Origin of the sequence: Cellulomonas sp. NPDC089187, assembly GCF_040685135.1 — a bacterium.
Lineage (GTDB): Bacteria > Actinomycetota > Actinomycetes > Actinomycetales > Cellulomonadaceae > Cellulomonas.
Genome location: NZ_JBFBHI010000004.1, coordinates 319,894 through 337,504, shown reverse-complemented (window position 1 = coordinate 337,504; position 17,611 = coordinate 319,894). Strand labels below are relative to the sequence as shown.

14 protein-coding genes and 1 riboswitch are annotated in these 17,611 nt (G+C 70.1%); of the genes, 11 read left to right on the top strand and 3 right to left on the bottom strand.

What is annotated here, in order from left to right; all coding sequences use genetic code 11:
* Positions 1-173 precede the first annotated feature (173 nt).
* The 6 genes from AB0N78_RS12860 to mnhG are packed head-to-tail and all read left to right on the top strand — an operon-like array spanning position 174 to position 6,876.
* Positions 174-3,290, top strand: coding sequence for a Na+/H+ antiporter subunit A (locus AB0N78_RS12860; RefSeq protein WP_363390743.1), 3,117 nt, complete (start codon positions 174-176; stop codon positions 3,288-3,290).
* Positions 3,287-3,838, top strand: coding sequence for a Na(+)/H(+) antiporter subunit C (locus tag AB0N78_RS12855; RefSeq protein WP_363390740.1), 552 nt, complete (start codon positions 3,287-3,289; stop codon positions 3,836-3,838). Before AB0N78_RS12860 ends, AB0N78_RS12855 begins: the two co-directional genes overlap by 4 nt.
* Positions 3,835-5,502, top strand: coding sequence for a Na+/H+ antiporter subunit D (locus AB0N78_RS12850; RefSeq protein WP_363390737.1), 1,668 nt, complete (start codon positions 3,835-3,837; stop codon positions 5,500-5,502). The genes AB0N78_RS12855 and AB0N78_RS12850 overlap by 4 nt, the downstream gene beginning before the upstream one ends.
* Positions 5,499-6,077: a Na+/H+ antiporter subunit E gene (locus tag AB0N78_RS12845; protein ID WP_363390734.1), complete on the top strand. Its 579-nt coding sequence runs from the start codon at positions 5,499-5,501 to the stop codon at positions 6,075-6,077. The genes AB0N78_RS12850 and AB0N78_RS12845 overlap by 4 nt, the downstream gene beginning before the upstream one ends.
* Entirely contained in the window at positions 6,074-6,478 is a 405-nt protein-coding gene (locus AB0N78_RS12840) for a monovalent cation/H+ antiporter complex subunit F (RefSeq protein ID WP_363390731.1), read from the top strand. Before AB0N78_RS12845 ends, AB0N78_RS12840 begins: the two co-directional genes overlap by 4 nt.
* The gene (mnhG, locus tag AB0N78_RS12835) at positions 6,478-6,876 is read left to right on the top strand and encodes a monovalent cation/H(+) antiporter subunit G (protein WP_363390728.1); all 399 of its coding nucleotides are present in this window, start codon (positions 6,478-6,480) and stop codon (positions 6,874-6,876) included. The genes AB0N78_RS12840 and mnhG overlap by 1 nt, the downstream gene beginning before the upstream one ends.
* Positions 6,877-6,999: 123 nt before the next feature.
* Here the strand turns inward: mnhG and AB0N78_RS12830 are convergent, their stop codons facing one another.
* On the bottom strand, positions 7,000-7,293 hold the full coding sequence (locus tag AB0N78_RS12830) for a DUF4235 domain-containing protein (protein ID WP_363390725.1): 294 nt from the start codon (positions 7,291-7,293) through the stop codon (positions 7,000-7,002).
* Positions 7,294-7,386: 93 nt separating this feature from the next.
* Positions 7,387-7,492, top strand: a riboswitch (TPP riboswitch).
* 55 nt (positions 7,493-7,547) lie between these two features.
* On the opposite strand from AB0N78_RS12830, the gene AB0N78_RS12825 reads away from it, so the two are divergent.
* From AB0N78_RS12825 to AB0N78_RS12815, 3 genes are read left to right on the top strand one after another with little or no spacing between them, the layout of a single operon-like run.
* A complete protein-coding gene (locus tag AB0N78_RS12825) occupies positions 7,548-8,597 on the top strand; it encodes a thiamine ABC transporter substrate-binding protein (protein ID WP_363390722.1) in 1,050 nt (349 codons plus the stop codon).
* 4 nt (positions 8,598-8,601) lie between these two features.
* Positions 8,602-10,314, top strand: a complete 1,713-nt coding sequence (locus tag AB0N78_RS12820) for an iron ABC transporter permease (RefSeq protein WP_363390719.1) — start codon at positions 8,602-8,604, stop codon at positions 10,312-10,314.
* Positions 10,311-11,348 carry an ABC transporter ATP-binding protein gene (locus tag AB0N78_RS12815; protein WP_363390716.1) on the top strand — a complete coding sequence of 346 codons (1,038 nt, stop codon included), beginning with the start codon at positions 10,311-10,313 and terminating at the stop codon, positions 11,346-11,348. Before AB0N78_RS12820 ends, AB0N78_RS12815 begins: the two co-directional genes overlap by 4 nt.
* 37 nt (positions 11,349-11,385) lie before the next feature.
* Here AB0N78_RS12815 and AB0N78_RS12810 read toward each other — a convergent pair whose 3' ends face one another.
* Both AB0N78_RS12810 and AB0N78_RS12805 read right to left on the bottom strand, forming a co-directional pair.
* Positions 11,386-13,056: a bifunctional aspartate transaminase/aspartate 4-decarboxylase gene (locus tag AB0N78_RS12810; protein WP_363390713.1), complete on the bottom strand. Its 1,671-nt coding sequence runs from the start codon at positions 13,054-13,056 to the stop codon at positions 11,386-11,388.
* A 20-nt stretch (positions 13,057-13,076) separates the two neighbouring features.
* Positions 13,077-14,813: a hypothetical protein gene (locus AB0N78_RS12805; RefSeq protein WP_363390710.1), complete on the bottom strand. Its 1,737-nt coding sequence runs from the start codon at positions 14,811-14,813 to the stop codon at positions 13,077-13,079.
* Positions 14,814-15,051: 238 nt separating this feature from the next.
* Between AB0N78_RS12805 and AB0N78_RS12800 the strand changes: the two genes are divergently transcribed.
* Together AB0N78_RS12800 and AB0N78_RS12795 are read left to right on the top strand one after the other, a co-directional pair.
* Complete coding sequence (locus AB0N78_RS12800) at positions 15,052-16,293, top strand: Nramp family divalent metal transporter (protein WP_363391473.1); 1,242 nt, start codon at positions 15,052-15,054, stop codon at positions 16,291-16,293.
* Positions 16,294-16,912: 619 nt separating this feature from the next.
* Entirely contained in the window at positions 16,913-17,605 is a 693-nt protein-coding gene (locus tag AB0N78_RS12795; RefSeq protein ID WP_363390707.1) for a TetR/AcrR family transcriptional regulator, read from the top strand.
* Positions 17,606-17,611 lie beyond the last annotated feature (6 nt).

Below are 17,611 nucleotides of genomic sequence, written 5' to 3'. Positions count from 1 at the left end.
CGATCCCTTGACCACGACGACGCCCTGCGTTGCCGTGCGTCGTCGTACCCGGTGTCTGACAACTGAAGTCGTCGTTCTGAGTCGTGCTGCGCAGCTGAAACCTGCGGGGGCGCCGCTGATCCGGCGATGCGACCCTTGACCTCTGCCGCCCACCGACAGGACGGAGCGAGCGTTTGCTGCAACTGCTCACGGTGCACCTCGTCGCTGCCCTGGCCGCCCCTGCCCTGGTGTCCTGGCTTGGCCGTAAAGCGTTCTGGGTGTTGGCCCTGGCCCCCGCCTCCGTGGCGGTGTGGGCGCTCAGCCTGACCGGAGCGGTGATGGAGGGCCGGGGCCCGACGCAGACCATCGCGTGGATTCCGGCGCTCGGCCTCGATCTGACCTTCCGGGTCGACACCCTCAGCTGGCTGATGAGCCTGCTGGTCGGCGGCGTCGGCGCGGTGGTGCTGATCTACTGCTCGGCCTACTTCAAGGAGTCCGCCACCGGGCTGGGCCGGTTCAGCGGGGTGCTGACCGCCTTCGCCGGGGCGATGTTCGGCCTGGTCACCGCGGACAACACACTGCTGCTGTTCGTGTTCTGGGAGCTGACCACGGTCTTCTCCTACCTGCTGATCGGCCACTATCACGAGCGCAAGGCCTCCCGACGGGCCGCGATGCAGGCGATCGTGGTCACCACCGCCGGTGGTCTGGCGATGCTGGTCGGGGTCATCTTCATCGGAGAGGCCGCAGGCACCTACAGCCTGTCCGCGATCCTGGCGGACCCGCCGCACTCCTCGCTGGTCACCGCCGGGGTGGTCTGCCTGCTGATCGGTGCGGCCACCAAGTCGGCGCTGATCCCCACTCACTTCTGGCTGCCCGCCGCGATGGCCGCGCCCACGCCGACCAGTGCCTACCTGCACGCCGCGGCGATGGTGAAGGCCGGGGTCTACCTGGTCGCCCGCTTCGCACCTGCGTACTCCGAGCTCAGCGTGTGGCGCTGGATGATCGTGATCCTCGGGCTCGGCACCCTGCTGCTCGGTGGCTACCGCGCGCTGCGGCAGCATGACCTCAAGCTGGTGCTGGCCTTTGGCACGGTGAGCCAGCTCGGGTTGATCGTGCTGCTGGTCGGCTACGGCACCAAGGCCACCGCGCTGGCCGGAATGGCGATGCTGGGCGCGCACGCGATGTTCAAGGCCGCGCTGTTCCTGGTGGTCGGCGTGGTCGACGTCGCCACCGGCACCCGGGACCTGCGCCGCCTGTCCGGGGTGGGTCGCACGCTGCCGCTCACCGCGCTGGCCGGGGGCCTGGCCACCGCGTCGATGATCGGTCTGCCGCCCTTCGCCGGGTATGTCGCCAAGGAGGCCGCGCTGGAGGCCTTCGCGCACGAGGGCGACACCATGGGCCTGGTGGTGCTGATCGGCGTCGCGGTGGGATCGGCGCTGACCGTGGCCTACGGGCTGCGGTTCTGGTGGGGGGCCTTCGCCAGTAAGCCGGTGATGTCCGTCGCCAAGGTCCGGATGATCACCGCCACCGAGGCCGGGCTGCCGGTGCCCGCCACCGAGGACCCGCAGGAGCGGGTGGCCGAGCCCGCGCCGGTGGGTCGACCCTCCCTGATCCTGGTCTGGCCCGCCCTGTTGCTTGCGGTGCTCGGCATCGCGGTGGCGCTGGTGCCGCACTTCGGCGAGGACCTGCTGGCCCCGCACGCCGACGCCTACCCGGTGGGCGAGCCCGGGCACCTGGTGCTCTGGGGCGGGTTCAGCCTGCCGCTGTTCATCACGCTGGCGGTGCTCGGCTCCGGTGCGCTGTTGTTCTGGGGTCGGCGGGTGGTGGAGCAGTTCCAGGCCGCGATGCCCCGTCTGCCCGAGGCCGACCGGGTGTACCGCCGCCTGATGCGGCGACTGGACGACGTGGCCGCCGATGTCACCGCCCAGACCCAGCGCGGTTCGCTGCCGCTCTACCTGGGCACGATCCTGGTGGTCTTCGTGCTGAGCATCGGCATCCCGATGCTCACCCTGACCTCGCTGCCCGACTCGACCCGCACGTGGGACGAGCCCGCGCAGCTGGTGTTCGGTCTGTTCATCGCCCTGGCTGCGATCCTGGTCGCCCGGGCCCGGCGTCGACTCAAGGCCGTGATCCTGCTCGGGGTCTGCGGCTACGGCATCGCCGCGCTCTTCCTGTTGCAGGGGGCGCCGGATCTGGCGCTGACCCAGGTGCTGACCGAGACGCTGACCCTGGTGGTCTTCGTGCTGGTGATGCGCCGCCTGCCGCCCTATTTCTCGGACCGGCCGCGGACCAGCTCGCGCTGGGTGCGTCTGGTGATCGGCTTGGCGGTGGGTCTGACCGTCGGCGGTCTGGCACTGGTGGTGCCGGGTGCCCGCATCCACACGCCGGTGTCGGTGGACTTCGCGGCGGAGGCCTACGAGTTCGGCGGCGGCAAGAACATCGTCAACGTCACTCTGGTGGACATTCGCGCCTGGGACACCATGGGCGAGATCTCGGTGCTGCTGGTTGCCGCCACCGGTGTGGCCTCGCTGGTGTTCCTGCGTCGCCGGTCCGGGGCGATCTACCGCGCCGGTGACGCCCCCGAGCACCGTCAGGTGTGGACCGGCACCGGATCGGCCGACCCGCAGGGTGCGGTGCGCCGGTTGCCGGTGTCCGAGGCGCGCCGGGCGGCGTACCAGCCGCGCGAGTGGCTGCGTTCAGCCCGCACCCTGGCGCCGCAGCGACGCTCGGTGGTCTTCGAGGTCGTGGTGCGGCTGCTGTTCCACACCATGATCGTGTACTCGCTATTCCTGCTGTTCTCCGGGCACAACAACCCCGGCGGTGGCTTCGCTGCGGGTCTGGTCACCGGCATCGCACTGATCGTGCGGTACCTGGCGGGCGGACGCTACGAGCTGGGCGAGGCGGCCCCGGTGCAGCCCGGTCTGCTGCTCGGCTCCGGGCTGTTCCTGTCCGCCGGGGTGGGTCTGGTCGCGCTGTTGGCCGGGGGGTCGGTGCTCCAGTCCTGGATCATCGACCTGAGCCTGCCGCTGATCGGCGACATCCACCTGGTGACCTCCCTGTTCTTCGACATCGGGGTGTATCTGGTGGTGGTCGGGCTGGTGCTGGACATCCTGCGCAGCCTCGGTGCGGAGCTGGACCGGCAGGCTGAGGCAGCCGGTGAGGGCTACGACCTCCCGGTGGGCGGCGACGCCGAGCCGGGTGAACGCCTGACCGATCCCTTCGCTCGGATTCGCGCCGCTATGCAGCGTGGTGCCGGTCGACCCGAGGGCCCGGACGATCCCGGCACGACGACCCCAGGAGGTGCGACATGATCGACATGAGCCCGAACCTGGTGCTGGTCGGCGTGATCGTCGTTCTGGTCACCGCCGGGGTGTACCTGCTGCTTGAGCGCTCGCTGACCCGGGTACTGATCGGCGTGGTCCTGCTGGGTAACGCCGCGAACCTGCTGTTCCTGATCGCCGGTGGCCGCGCCGGACGGCCGCCCATCGTCGGGGACGCCCCGGTGGAACAACAGGCTGACCCGCTGCCGCAGGCGATGGTCCTGACCGCCATCGTGATCACGCTGGCCACCACCGCCTTCGTGCTGGCGATGGCCTACCGCTCCTGGCAGCTGCACCGCCATGACGAGGTGCAGGACGACATTGAGGATCGGCGTATCGCCCGTTTGGCGGCCCGCGATGAGCGCGCCACCGAGGACGAGGACACCGAGGACACCAACGACACCCTGGACGAGCAGGCCGCCGAGACCCGGGACGAGACCGACGACGGGGAGGACGATCTGCCCTCGACCCCCAGCCCGCTGCACGGTGAGACCGATCCGCGCTCCGCATCCCACGACGACCAGGAGGGACGCCGATGAGCGACGTCTCCTGGCTGGTCCCGCTGCCGGTGGTGGTGCCGCTGTTCGGGGCCGGACTGGCATTGGCCCTGTACCGCCGGCCCCGGTTGCAGCGGATCATCTCCGTGCTGGCGCTCAGCATCATGCTGGTGGTCGCCGCGGTGCTGCTGGTGGCCGCCGACTCCGGTCCGGTAGTGGTCGATGTCGGCAACTGGGCCGCCCCGGTGGGCATCGACCTGGTCGCCGACCGGCTCAGTGCGCTGATGCTGACCGTCTCCGCCGCAGTGACCCTGTGCGTGCAGCTGTACTCGCTGGCCCAGGGTGAGGCCGACGGGGACGAGGCCGCCCCGGTGTCGATCTACCACCCGACGTACCTGATCCTGACCGCCGGGGTGGCGAACGCGTTCCTGTCCGGTGACCTGTTCAACATCTACGTCGGCTTCGAGATCCTGCTGTTCGCCTCCTACGTGCTGTTGACCATGGGCGGCACCGGGGAACGCATCCGGGCGGGCAGTGTCTACGTGGTCGTGGCGCTGCTGTCCTCGGTGCTGTTCCTGATCGCCATCGCGATGATCTACGCCGCCACCGGCACGGTGAACCTGGCGCAGTTGGCCGAGCGGCTGCCGGAGATCGACCCGAATGTGCAGCTGCTGTTGCAGATCCTGTTGCTGCTGGCCTTCGGGATCAAGGCGGCCATCTTCCCGCTGTCCGCGTGGCTCCCGGACTCCTACCCGACCGCCCCCGCCCCGGTCACCGCGGTGTTCGCCGGGTTGCTGACCAAGGTCGGTGTCTACGCGATCATCCGGGTGCAGACGCTGCTGTTCCCGGACGGTCGGCTCAACGGCGTGCTGATGTGGGCCGCGCTGGCCACCATGCTGGTCGGCATCCTCGGTGCGGTGGCGCAGGACGACATCAAACGTCTGCTGTCCTTCACCCTGGTCAGCCACATCGGGTACATGATCTTCGGCATCGCACTGGGCACCCAGACCGGGTGGACCGCCGCGATCTACTACGTCGCCCACCACATCACCGTGCAGACCACGCTGTTCCTGGTGTCCGGCCTGATCGAGCGCCGGGGTGGCACGACCTCACTGGACGAACTCGGTGGGCTGGCCAAGGCGGCACCGCTGTTGGCGGTGCTGTTCTTCATCCCGGCGATGAACCTGGCGGGCATCCCGCCGCTGTCCGGATTCCTGGGCAAGGTCGGGCTGATGCAGGCCGGTACCGAGGTGGGAACGCCGCTGGCCATCGCCCTGGTCGTCGGTGGGGTGGTCACCTCGCTGCTCACGCTGTACGCGCTGATTAAGGCGTGGAATAAGGCGTTCTGGCAGGACCCGCCCGCACCACTGCCGGACACCACCCTGCCCAAGGGCATGGTCGGGTCGGCGGCGGCGCTGGTGGTCTTCGGTCTGGCCCTGACCGTGTTCGCCGGGCCGCTGTACGGGTACGCCGAGCGTGCCGCCGCGTCGTTGACCGATGGGGCGTATGTCGAGGCGGTGCTGCCCGAGGGCGGGCGGGGTGAGGGCGATTCCGCCGAGGTCGCACGCGAGGCCGAGGGGTCCAATGAGGACCTGCTGACCGGATCACCCACCGCGGTCCCGTCCGGCACGACCGATCCAGCCGCTTCGGGCGAGCCCGCTGACGCGGACGGCTCCGCCACGCCCAGCCCGGAGGTGACGCCATGAGCCGCCGACCCAAACCGAGCCTGATCCGCCAGTGGCCGACCATCGTCTGGCTCACCGTGGTGTGGGTGCTGCTGTGGGGCTCGCTGAGCTGGGGCAATGTGATCGCTGGACTGATTATCGCGATCGCGGTGACCGGTCTGCTGCGAATGACCCCGGTGGACTTCCACGGGCGGGTGCGCCCCTGGGGTGTGGTCGTCCTGGTCAGCCGGTTCGTCTGGGACCTGTTCAAGGCGTCGATTGAGGTGTCCTGGGTGGCGCTGCGACCCCGGCACACCCCGCACGGCGCGGTGATCGGGGTGCAGCTGCGCTCGCACTCGGACCTGTACCTGACCATCACCGCCGAGCTGTGTTCGCTGGTGCCGGGCTCGCTGGTGGTGGAGGCGCACCGCCTGACCGGCAAGCTGTTCCTGCACGTGTTGGACGTCGACCAGGCCGGGGGGATCGAGGCCGCCCGCCAGGTGGTGCTCGACCAGGAGGAGCGGGTGCTGCGGGCGCTGGCATCCGATGCCGAACTGCGTGAGGCCGGACTGGACCCGCACCCGCACCGCAGCCGTCGCCAGGGGGTGACCGCATGACCGTCGTCGTGATCGTCAGTGCCGTGTTGCTGGCCGCGGCCGCCGCCATGGCCCTGATCCGCGCGGAGAAGGGCCCGTCCATGCTGGACCGGACCATCGCGTTGGACATCGTGGTCAGCGTGCTGGTCGCCGCCATCGCGCTCTATGCCGCCGTCGATCGCCGGGCCGATGTGGTGCCGATCCTGGTGGTGCTGTCCCTGGTGGGCTTCATCGGCTCGGTCACGATCAGCCGCTTCGCCTCGGTGGAGCCGGAGGGTGAGGGCCGGGTCCGCACCCGGGAGGAGATCGCCGCCGAGGAGGCCGAGCGGATCCGCGCCGAGGAGGAGGCCGAGCAGGAGCGCCGTGCCCGCCGGGCCAAGGACGCCGAGCGCGCCGCCAAGGACCACGGGGAGGGGCACTGATGAACTGGGACGCCGTCGCGGATGTCGCCTCCGCCATCTTCCTGCTCGGCGGTGCCGCCCTGGCCTTCGCCGCCGGGGTGGGCGTGCTGCGCTTCCCGGACCTGCTGTCGCGGATGCACGCGGGCACCAAGCCGCAGGTGCTCGGTCTGGTGCTGGTGCTGATCGGCCTGTCGCTCCGGTTGCGGGACGGCTCCGCGGTGTGGGCGCTGGTCCTGGTCGCTCTGTTCCAGATGCTCACCGCGCCCGTGGCCGCTCACCTGGTCGGCCGCGCGGGTTACCGGACTGGCAAGGTGCGCGACGACCTGCTGGTGGTGGATGAGCTCACCGAAGCCCAGGACCGCGCGGTGCAGGCCGCCGAGCAAGCCGCCGTGCCCCAGCCGCAACCCGACGACAAGTAGCCGCTTGTCCCCTCGGCCCTCCGGCACCGAGTTCGGACCATCCGCGCCGAGGTCGTCTGCCCCGCATTCGAACTCGATGCGGAACCTCCGAACTCGCGCGGGATCGGCCGCGCGACGGGTCGCTCAGGCGTTCTTGCCCGGCAGGTGTCGACCGTCGTTGACGCGCTTGCTGAACCGGGCGGTGCCGCGGGCGGCGAGCACCCGGGCCAGTGCGACCACGCCGCTGGTGATGGCGGCGGCGGCGATCACCTCGCCCAGGCGGCTGTCGCCCGGGTCCTCCGGCTTCGGCGGCTCGTGACCGGAGGCCTTCTTCCAGATCGCGCCCAGTGCCTTCTGTGCGGCCCAGGCCACGGCACCGGCGACCACCAGGCCGGTGATCTTGGCCAGGGTGGACTCGTTCTCTTCCTGGTCGGACACGGCGGGACCTCCTGGATTGACGGTGGGTGCTGCGGGTGCCCACGCTAGCCCGGACCGGGTGCCGGTGCAGGTCGCACACGGTGTACTGTCGGCGGCGAACGACAGGGGAGCGCCTATTGGCGCTGAGAGTGCGGACTGACCGCAGACCCTCACACCTGATCCGGTTAGCACCGGCGTAGGGAGTCGAGACACCTCTCCCCGTCCGGGCATATCCGTGCCCGGACGGCCCCCTCGGTAACCATCGAGGAGGACACATGCGCATCACACTGGGAGCCGGGCTGCTGGTGGTGGCCCTGGCCGGATGTTCGGTCACCGGCGGTTCCGCCCCGGCGGCGAGCGAGTCGGCGGGCACCGTCACCCTGGTCACCCACGACTCCTTCCACCTGTCCGACGGGTTGCTGGCGCAGTTCGAGCAGGAGACCGGGCTGACCGTGAAGCAGGTGGCACCCGGTGACGGCGGGGCGCTGGTGAATCAGCTGATCCTCACCAAGGACAGCCCGCTGGGCGATGTGGTCTACGGGATCGACAACAGCTTCGCCACCCGGGCCATCGACGCCGGGGTGCTCGCGCCGTACACCTCGCAGGTGCCGGCGGCCGAGGATGCCGAGCAGTACGCCCCGGACGACTCCGGATCGCTGACCGCCATCGACATGGGCGATGTCTGCCTGAACATCGACACCACCTGGTTCGCCGACCACGGCATCGCCGAGCCGACCACCCTGGACGATCTGACCGCGCCGCAGTACCGGGACCTGACCGTGGTGACCAACGCTGCGACCAGCTCGCCCGGGCTGTCCTTCCTGCTGGCGACCATCGGCGCGAAGGGCGAGGACGGCTGGCAGGAGTACTGGACCGCGCTGCGTGACAACGGCCTGAAGGTCTCCGAGAGTTGGTCGGACGCGTACTACTCGGACTTCTCCGGCGGGGGTGGCGGGGGCGCGCGGCCAATCGCGCTGTCCTACGCCTCCTCGCCGCCGGAGACCGTGAACGACGAGGCCGCGGGCCCGACCACCGCCGCGATGCTCGGCACCTGCTTCCGCCAGGTCGAGTACGCCGGGGTGATCGAGGGCGCTGCCAACCCGGAGGGTGCGCAGCGGTTGATCGACTTCCTGCTGTCCGACCAGGTCCAGGCGGACATCCCGGGGTCGATGTACATGTACCCCGTGTCTTCCACTGCGGCACTGCCAGAGGCCTGGGAGCAGTGGGCGCCCCTGTCCGAGGACCCGTGGACCGTCGACCCTGCGGAGATCTCCGCGCACCGCGACGAGTGGGTCCGCGAGTGGACGGATCTGGTGGTCGGCTGAGGCGATGACCCTCGCACCCTCTCGACGAGCGGGGCGGACCGACGACGGCTCCGCCCGGCAGGTGGTGCCCGTGCGCGGGCGCGCAGCCGTACCGCTGTGGTGGACGCTGGCGGCGCTGGTGCCGCTGGTGTTCCTCGGGGTGTTCTTCGCCTGGCCGGTGCTGTCGCTGGTTGGGCGCGGGTTCTGGGACGGCGGGCTGGACCTGTCCGGCTTCGCGGAGGTCTTCGGGCGGCCCCGGACCTGGCGGATCATCGGACTGACCCTGGCGCAGGGCGCGGTGGGCACCGTCATCTCGGTGCTGCTGGGTGTGCCGGGGGCGTATCTGCTGTACCGCTGCCGGTTCCGGGGGCAGGGAGTGTTGCGGGCGTTCGTGACGGTGCCCTTCGTGCTGCCGACCGTGGTGGTCGGGGTGGCGTTCCGGGCATTGCTGCGGGAGAACGGTCCGCTCGGGTTCCTCGGGCTGGACGGCAGCTTCGCCGCGATCATCGCCGCGCTGGTGTTCTTCAACTATGCGGTGGTGGTCCGCACGGTGGGCGGGCTGTGGTCGCGGCTCGATCCCCGTCCGGAGCAGGCGGCGCGGGCGTTGGGGGCGTCCCCGGCGCGGGCGTTCTGGACGGTGACCCTGCCCGCACTCACCCCGGCCATCGTGTCGGCGGCGTCGCTGGTGTTCCTGTTCTGTGCGACCGCCTTCGGGACGGTGCTGGTGCTGGGTGGTCTGCGGTTCGGCACCGTGGAGACCGAGATCTGGTACCTGACCACGCAGTTCCTCGACCTGCGGGCGGCGGCGGTGCTGTCGGTGGTGCAGGTGGTGGTGGTCGTGGCGGCGTTGGCGGTGGCGGCACGGGCCCGTCGTCGCCGGGAGCGGGCGCTGGCGCTGGTCGACGCACCGCTGCCCGCCGGCAGACCACACCCAGTGCCGACGCTGATCACCGCGGTCACCCTGGTGCTGTTGGCGCTGCCGCTGCTCGCGCTGGTGACCGGTTCGCTGCGGGTGGGCGAGGGGTGGGGCCTCGACCACTATCGGGCGCTGGCCACCGACGGCGGGGACTCGGCGCTGTCGGTGACGGTGTGGCAGGCGCTGGCCAACTCGCTGCGGGTGGCGGTGGACGCGACGCTGCTGGCGGTGCTGGTCGGTGGACTGGTCGCGCTGGTGGTCTCCCGCCGGCCCCGGCACCCGGTGCTGCGTCGGGCAGTGGCGGTGCTGGACGGGGTGTTCATGCTGCCGCTCGGGGTGTCCGCAGTGACCGTCGGCTTCGGGTTCCTGCTGGTGATGGGGCACCCGTTCGGGATCACGACCGACCTGCGGACCAGCGGGGTCCTGGTGCCGATCGCGCAGGCCGTGGTGGCGGTGCCGCTGGTGGTGCGCACCGTGCTGCCGGTGTTGCGGGCCATCGACCCCCGACTGCGCGAGGCGGCCACCACCCTCGGGGCCGGACCCGGGCGGGTGCTGGCCAGCATCGACCTGCCGGTGGTCGCCCGGTCGCTCGGACTGGCGGTGGGCTTCGCCTTCGCGGTGTCACTGGGCGAGTTCGGTGCGACCAGCTTCCTGGCCCGGCCGGACCGCCCGACGCTGCCGGTGGTGATCTTCCGGCTGATCGGACTGCCCGGCGCGGACCGGTACGGAATGGCCCTGGCGGCCAGTGTGGTGCTCGCGGTACTGACCGCGGGTGTGATGGCGCTCGCGGAACGGCTGCGCGGATTCGGAGGGGAACTGTGAGCCACGGTCTGTTGGTGACCGGTCTGGTGGTCCGCTATCCGGGGGTGACCGCCGTCGACGGTGTGGACCTGGCGGTCCAGGACGGTCAGGTGCTGGCGCTGCTCGGGCCTTCCGGCTGCGGCAAATCGTCCCTGTTGCGCGCGGTGGCAGGACTGGAGCCGGTTGCCGCCGGGTCGATCAGATGGCAGGGCGCGGACCTGTCCGGGGTGCCGACCCATCGGCGCGGATTCGGGCTGGTGTTTCAGGACGGGCAGCTGTTCGGGCATCGCACCGTGGCCGGGAACGTCGCCTACGGTCTGCCGCGCGGACCGCAGCGCGCGCCGCGGGTGGCCGAGTTGCTGGAGCTGGTCGGACTGCCCGGGTATCAGGACCGGCCGGTGGGCACCCTGTCCGGTGGTGAGCGGCAGCGGGTGGCGCTCGCCCGGTCGCTGGCCCCCCGGCCCCGCTTGCTGCTGCTGGACGAGCCGCTGTCCGCACTGGACCGCAGTCTGCGCGAGCGGTTGGCCGACGACCTGCGCGCGGCCCTGGTCGCCACCGGGACGACGGCGCTGTTCGTGACCCACGATCAGGACGAGGCGGCGGTGGTGGCCGACCGGGTGGCGGTGATGTCTGCCGGGCGGCTGGTGCAGGAGGGGGTGCCGGAGCAGTTGTGGTCCGCTCCGGCGGATCAGCGGGTGGCCCGGTTCCTCGGGTACCGGACCGCCCTGCCTGAGCCCGGTACGGCTGACGGCGTGCTGGTGGTGGCCGACGGGGGGTGGACGGTGGTGGACTCAGCCGCCCCGTCCCCGGAGGAGGTCCGCTCTGTGCACGAGGTCGCCGCCACCATCGTCGGTCGGCGCACCCGGCAAGGCCGTCCGGAGGTGATCGCCGAGTTGGACCCGCGGGTCGGCGCGAGCGGTCTGGACGGTGACCCGGTGGCACCGGTGGCTGCCCGACCCGGCGCGGATCGAGTGCCGGGCGTCGGGGAGCGGGTCTGGCTGCGGGTCGACCCGCATGCGTCGGCCACGGTGGCGGGCCGGTCGGGCGAGAGCTGACCCGGCGGGGTGGTGTGCACCCCGCCGGGACATCCCTCTACAGCGTCGGGTCCAGCTCCGGGTCCACCGGCGGCAGCGTCCCGCCCTGCGCCCGGAACTCGTCGACGTACTGCAACGCCACCGCCCGGGTCGACTTGCCGATCTGCTCGTACTGGTCGTCGTCCAGGTTGGCCAGGGAGAACCGGATCGACCACGGCGGCCCGTCGAACCCGCCGCCGTTCAGCGCGATGATCCCGGTCTGCTCGGCCAGCCGGAACAGGATGTCGGTGGGCTCGTAGTTCTGGTCGAGGAACGCCACCAGCTCGTCGCCGAACTCCCGCTGCGCGAAGGACCGGAAGTCGATCTCGATGTAGTACGCCACCCGGTTGGCGTCCGCGGGCAGTCGGTAGCCCAGTCCGGTCTCCAACCGGTCGAGTCGATGCTGGATCAACGCCTGGGCCTGCTGCTTGTAGTGCTGGTCGGTGTCCAGCAGGCAGTAGGCGGAGAACAGCAGCATCTGGAGCTGTTGCGGTAGGGACAGCCCGGCGGTGTGGTTCAGCGCCACATCACGGGAGTCAGCCACCAGTCGGTCGGTGAACTTCAGCGACCGAGGGTCCAGGCTCAGCGACTCGTAACGGGTGTCCAGCGCCACCTTGTCCGCCTCGGGCAGGGCGGCGATCTGCTCGTCCAGGATCGTCTTGCGGTGGGTGGCGATCACCCCGAGTCGCCAGCCGGTCGCGCCGAAGTACTTGGAGAAGGAGTACACGGTGATGGTGTTGCGCGGGCAGACCGCCGCCAGTGACCGGAATCCGGGCGCGAAGGTGGAGTACACGTCGTCGGTGATGATCACCAGGTTCGGGTTGTCGGTGGCGACGATGTCGGCGATCCGCTCCAGGGTCCGGTCGTCCATCCGCACCGACGGCGGGTTGGTGGGGTTCACGCAGAACAGCGCCTTCACGGACGGGTCGCGCAGCTTGTCCAGCTCCTCGTCCGGGTACTGCCAGGTGTGCCCGCCGTCCGGTCCGACCGCCGACGCCTGGATGTGGATCTGCTCGAACCCGAAGTCCGCGAGCTCGGTGATCTCCAGGTAGGGCGTGAAGATCGGGGTCATGATCGCCACGGTGTCCCCGGCGTGCATCAGCCGGTTCTCCTTCAGCGAACCGAAGATGTAGCACATGGCCGCAGTACCGCCCTCGACGGCGAACAGGTCGACCCCGCCGCCGGAGCCCATGCCCTCACCGAGCTCCTGGTATAGGTAGCGGCGCACGACGTCCTCGGTGTGCTTCAGCATCCGGTCCGGCTCGGGGTAGTGGTCACCGATCGCCGCGTCCGCCAGCTCCCACACGAAGGGGTCCGGGTCGTAGCCGGCCTCGCCGGTGCCCCAGTCGAGCAGTCGGGTCAGCAGGTCGACGCCGGACTCGCCCTGGTGGGCGTCCAACCAGGCGCGGAATCGGTCGGCGATGCCCTTCTCCTGCGGGACGCCGACCAGCTCCGGGTCCCAACTGGCCTGGGCGCGGGACTCCTCGACGGCGAACATGCCGAGCCGGAAGAACGCCTCCCGCGGGGTGGGGGCGGTGAAGTTCGGGTTACCGCGCCCGGCGTTGAGCATCTGGAACGCGGTGCGGCGCTCGTGCTCACCGGCCAGGGAACTGAGCGTGTTCTTCAGCTCGAAGGGCGAGAGCTGCTGGAGGCGGCGGATCTCGTCGCGGGAGATGTGCTGGACAGTCACGATTGCTCCTCTGGTGATTCTCAGCCCATGAGGGCGACGATGACCGCGCCGCCCACGGTGAGCACGATGTTGGCGATGGCATAGGGGACGGAGTAGCCGAGCAGCGGCACGGCTGATTTGGCGGCCTCCCGGGTGGCACCGACCGCGGCGGTGGCCGACCGCGATCCGCACAGCACGCCGAGGGTGATCACGGGGTCGAACTTGAACACCCACTTGGCCAGGAAGGTCATCACCAGCAGCGGCAGCAGCGTCACCACCGCACCCGCCAGCAGCAGGCTGAGCCCGTACTGCCGCAGCCCGTCGACGAACCCGGGTCCGCTGGTCAGGCCGACGATGCCGATGAACACGTTCAGGCCCACGGTCTCCAGGAACCACTGGGTGGAGCCGGGCAGCTTGGCGACCTTGGGGGAGCGGGTCCGGTACCAGCCGACCAGCAGACCGGCCAGCAGTGCACCGACGCTGGTGGATAGTCCGAGCGGGATGCCGGAGACCAGCACGGTGGGCACGCCGATCAGCGCGCCGATGGCGATGGCCAGACCGACGGTGACCATGTTGGTGTCGGTGGTGTTCCGCACCGGGTACCCGGCGTGCTTGATCCCGGCCTCCAACAGTGGCAGCGGACCCTGCACGTGGATCTCGTCCCCGGAGTCGATCCGGGTCTGGTGCGACCAGGGGATGTCCCGGCCAGAACGCTTGAGCCCTCGGACGAAGATCCGGCGCGAGCGCGGGTCGGTGGCCAGCTCGCCGATGGTGTGCCCGACGACCTCCTTGGAGGAGGCCACCACCCACAGGTCCTCGATGGGGAAGTCCAGGAGCTCGCGGTCGTCCGCCTCCTCGGTGAAGGGCTCGACATGAGCGGCGAACAGATCGTGGCGACGGGCGGTGAGCACCACGGTGTCTCCCACCGCGAGGAACGCGTCCAGATTCGGATCCTCCACCTGCCCGCTGCCACGTCGGATGCGGGCGACGAACACGTGCTCGGCGGTGCCGTTCCGGTCGTCCAGGTACTGCTCCAACTCAGCGACATTCCGTACGCCCTCGGGCAACGCGGTCAGGCGGTAGGCCCGGCGCACCACATCCAGGTAGGCGGAGCTGACGTCCGGATTGGGGTCGGAGAACCCGAGCTTGCGTTCCAGTGCGGCGGCCGCGGCGGGCAGATCCTTGATGCCGAGGATGCGCGGGGCGACATTCGCGATGAACAGCGCGGTGCCGACGGTGCCGAAGATGTAGGTCACCGCGTAGGCCACCGGCACCAGCCCCTGCCACTGGGTGATGGTGTCCGCGCTCTCCGGCAGTCCGGCGATGGACCCCTGGGAGACACCGATGATCGCCGACTGGGTCAGACCACCGGAGGCCAGTCCAGCGGCCAGGCCAGGGTTGAAGCCGAGGACCTTGGACAGCACGACCACCGTGGCGATGGCGACGACGGCGAGGATCACCGCGAACAGCGCCTGCGCCAGCCCTGCACCCTTCAACCCGCTGAAGAACTGCGGTCCGAGCCGGAACCCGAGGGCGAACAGGAAGAGCAGGAAGAAGATCGACTTAGCCGGACCATCGACGGCGATGTGGGTGATGGTGCCGTCGCTGGCGGTCACATGGACCAGTGCACCGATCACCACACCGACCAACAGGGTGCCGGTGACCGCACCCAGCCCGATCGACTTGTAGTGGATCCGACCTACCCAGAAGCCGAGACCGACTGTGAGCAGCACGGCGATCTCCGGATGGTCGATCAAGGTCTGTGCGAACCACGTCATTGCCCGAGTCCTCCGCGATGAGACATGACCTTCCGAGGTCACCGTGACACCACCCGATCCTGTGCGCGACTTATGCGAAATGTCAGCCTTTTCAGGTCACGACAGGGAAAGCGGTTGCCCTCGATGGCAGGCCGGGAGCCTCGCTGGGACTCGGAGCACCGGAGTCGCGCACGGGTCGCCGTTGGGTTAAGTTCGGACACCCGAACTAGGAGGTGCGGTGACACGCAAGACTGCGGCCATGGCCGTGCGGGACACCCCGGCAGCAGCGCCGACCCGTCCCCGCTTGCTGGCGCTGTTCGGACCCGCCTTCGTCGCCGCCATCGCCTATGTCGACCCGGGGAACGTCGCCGCCAACCTCACCGCCGGTGCCCGCTACGGCTACCTGCTCCTGTGGGTGCTGGTCGCGGCCAATGCGATGGCGGTGCTGGTGCAGTACCAGTCCGCCAAACTTGGCATCGTCACCGGAGACTCACTGCCGGGGGTGCTCGGCAGTCGGATGCGTCGGGGTCCGCGGCTGGCGTTCTGGGCGCAGGCCGAGGTAGTCGCCGCCGCCACCGATCTGGCCGAGGTGGTGGGCGGTGCGATCGCGTTGCACTTACTCTTCGGGCTGCCCCTGGTGTGGGGCGGGGCCATCATCGGCGTGGTTTCGATGCTGCTGCTGGCCACCCAGGACCGGTACGGGCAGCGCCGGTTCGAGGCGGTGATCACGGCGCTGCTGCTGGTGATCGTGATCGGCTTCCTGTGCGGGCTCGTCGTCGGACCCCCGGACCCGTCGCAAATGCTCTCCGGGCTTGCCCCCCGCTTTGCTGGGACGGATTCGGTGGTGCTGGCCGCGTCGATGCTCGGCGCTACCGTCATGCCGCATGCGATCTACGTGCACTCGGCGCTGAGTCGCGACCGCTTCGGTCGGACCGACGACGCCGACACTCGGCACCGCCTGCTCCGCGCCACCCGATGGGATGTGGTCACCGCGCTGGTCGTCGCCGGTGCGGTGAACATCGGGCTGTTGCTGCTCGCTGCGGCCAACCTGCGCGGCGTCGAGGGCACCGACACCATCGAGGGCGCGCATGCGGCCATCTCCGGTGCGCTCGGTGGCGGGGTGGGGCTGGTGTTCGCCATCGGGTTGCTCGCCTCCGGCCTGGCCTCTACCTCGGTCGGCTGCTATGCCGGGGCCGCGGTGATGGAAGGGTTGATCCATCGCCGCATCCCGTTGCTGCTGCGCCGGGCGATCACCCTGATCCCGGCGCTGCTGCTGCTCGGTCTGGGTGCCGATCCGACCTGGACCCTGGTGATCAGCCAGGTGGTGCTGAGCTTCGGTATCCCCTTCGCCGCGATCCCGCTGGTGGCGCTGAACGCGAACCGCGGTCTGATGGGCGAGCACGTCAACCGACGCGGACTGCAGGCGGTGCTGATTCTGGTGGTCGGCCTCGTGGTAGTGCTCAACGTGGTGCTGGTGGTGCTGCTCGCCACCGGGCACTGACCCGGCGCAGCGTGGCTCTGGTCCTGCTCAGGGCGTTCCCGAGCTCCATCGACACCGCCGAGATCACCGACGGCCCGCAGCGGCGGGCATCCCCACAGTCGCCGAAGGTCGCGCGGTGGCCATCGGCGGGCTCAACGACGCACGGGTATGTGCGTGTCGAGCTGGCGTGTCGGCGTCCGCACGGAATGTCGTTGTGGGCACATTCCGGGTAGCTGTAGTGCGACAACAGAAATCCGGGTGCGCGGTGCGCCAGCACGTGTGGCAGTGGGGCCTCTTGCACGGACGCATCATGTTGTAGCGCGGCTCCATAAACTCGGAGTCTGGCCCATGCGACATCCCGCGCTCCCGCCGACACGCCGCCGGGTGACACGCCGGTGCCGGTGGTCCGAGCCTTCGCGGCCGCCTGACATGCGCCCCGTCCGATATGCACCCCGCGCGATATCCACCCCGCGCGATGCGCACCCCTCCCGATATGCGCCCTGCGCGGACCTGCGCCCACGCCCAGACGCGGGCCGCGCTCGGGGTGTTACTGGACGGAGACCGTCGAGCGTCGTCGCACCACGTCACTCGGGAGGAAGCCACACTGCACAGGTATCTGTAGTCGGACTACGATGATCCGGTGACAGAGATCGACATCTGGGCGGTCGACCCCGGCGACATCACCATCGACAACCTGCCTGATGGTCGCTCCCGGCGAGCCGCGCAGACCCGGAAGGCGATCGCGCTGGCAGCCGCTCCGCTATTCCTGACGTACGGGTTCGACGGAACCAGCATGACGGCGATCGCCGGACAAGCCCGGGTCGGGGTGCAGACGGTGTACTACCACTTCCCGACCAAGGCGGCGGCGCTGGTCGGGGCGCTCGATCAGGCGGTGGACGGTGCGGACCGTCGGACCCGGCATCGACCACCTGCGCATCTGGCCTGGGCGGTCCGGACCCGCGCCGAGCCGGATCTGAAGCGTCGGCTGTTCCTGCACGTGCGCGGATGCGCTGATCGACTGGCCGCCGGTGCCGAGCTGATCGAGATGCTCCGTGCACAAGCTCGCTCCGACGCGGCGTTGGACCAACTGCGCGCGCAGGAGGAGGACGAACGGCGGGAGCTGCATCGGGCACTGATCGACTCGCTCGGCCGTGCGCTGTCGCCGCTGACCACACCAGAGCAGGCCACTGATGTGCTGGCGATGGTGCTCGGCCCGGACTCGTGGATCTCGCTGGTGGTCCGGGCCCGGTGGAGCAGGCTCGCCTGGGCCAGATGGGCGCACCGCACGCTGGTCGCGGAACTGCTGTCGGACGCTGTCCCAAGGACCGAGTAACCTGAC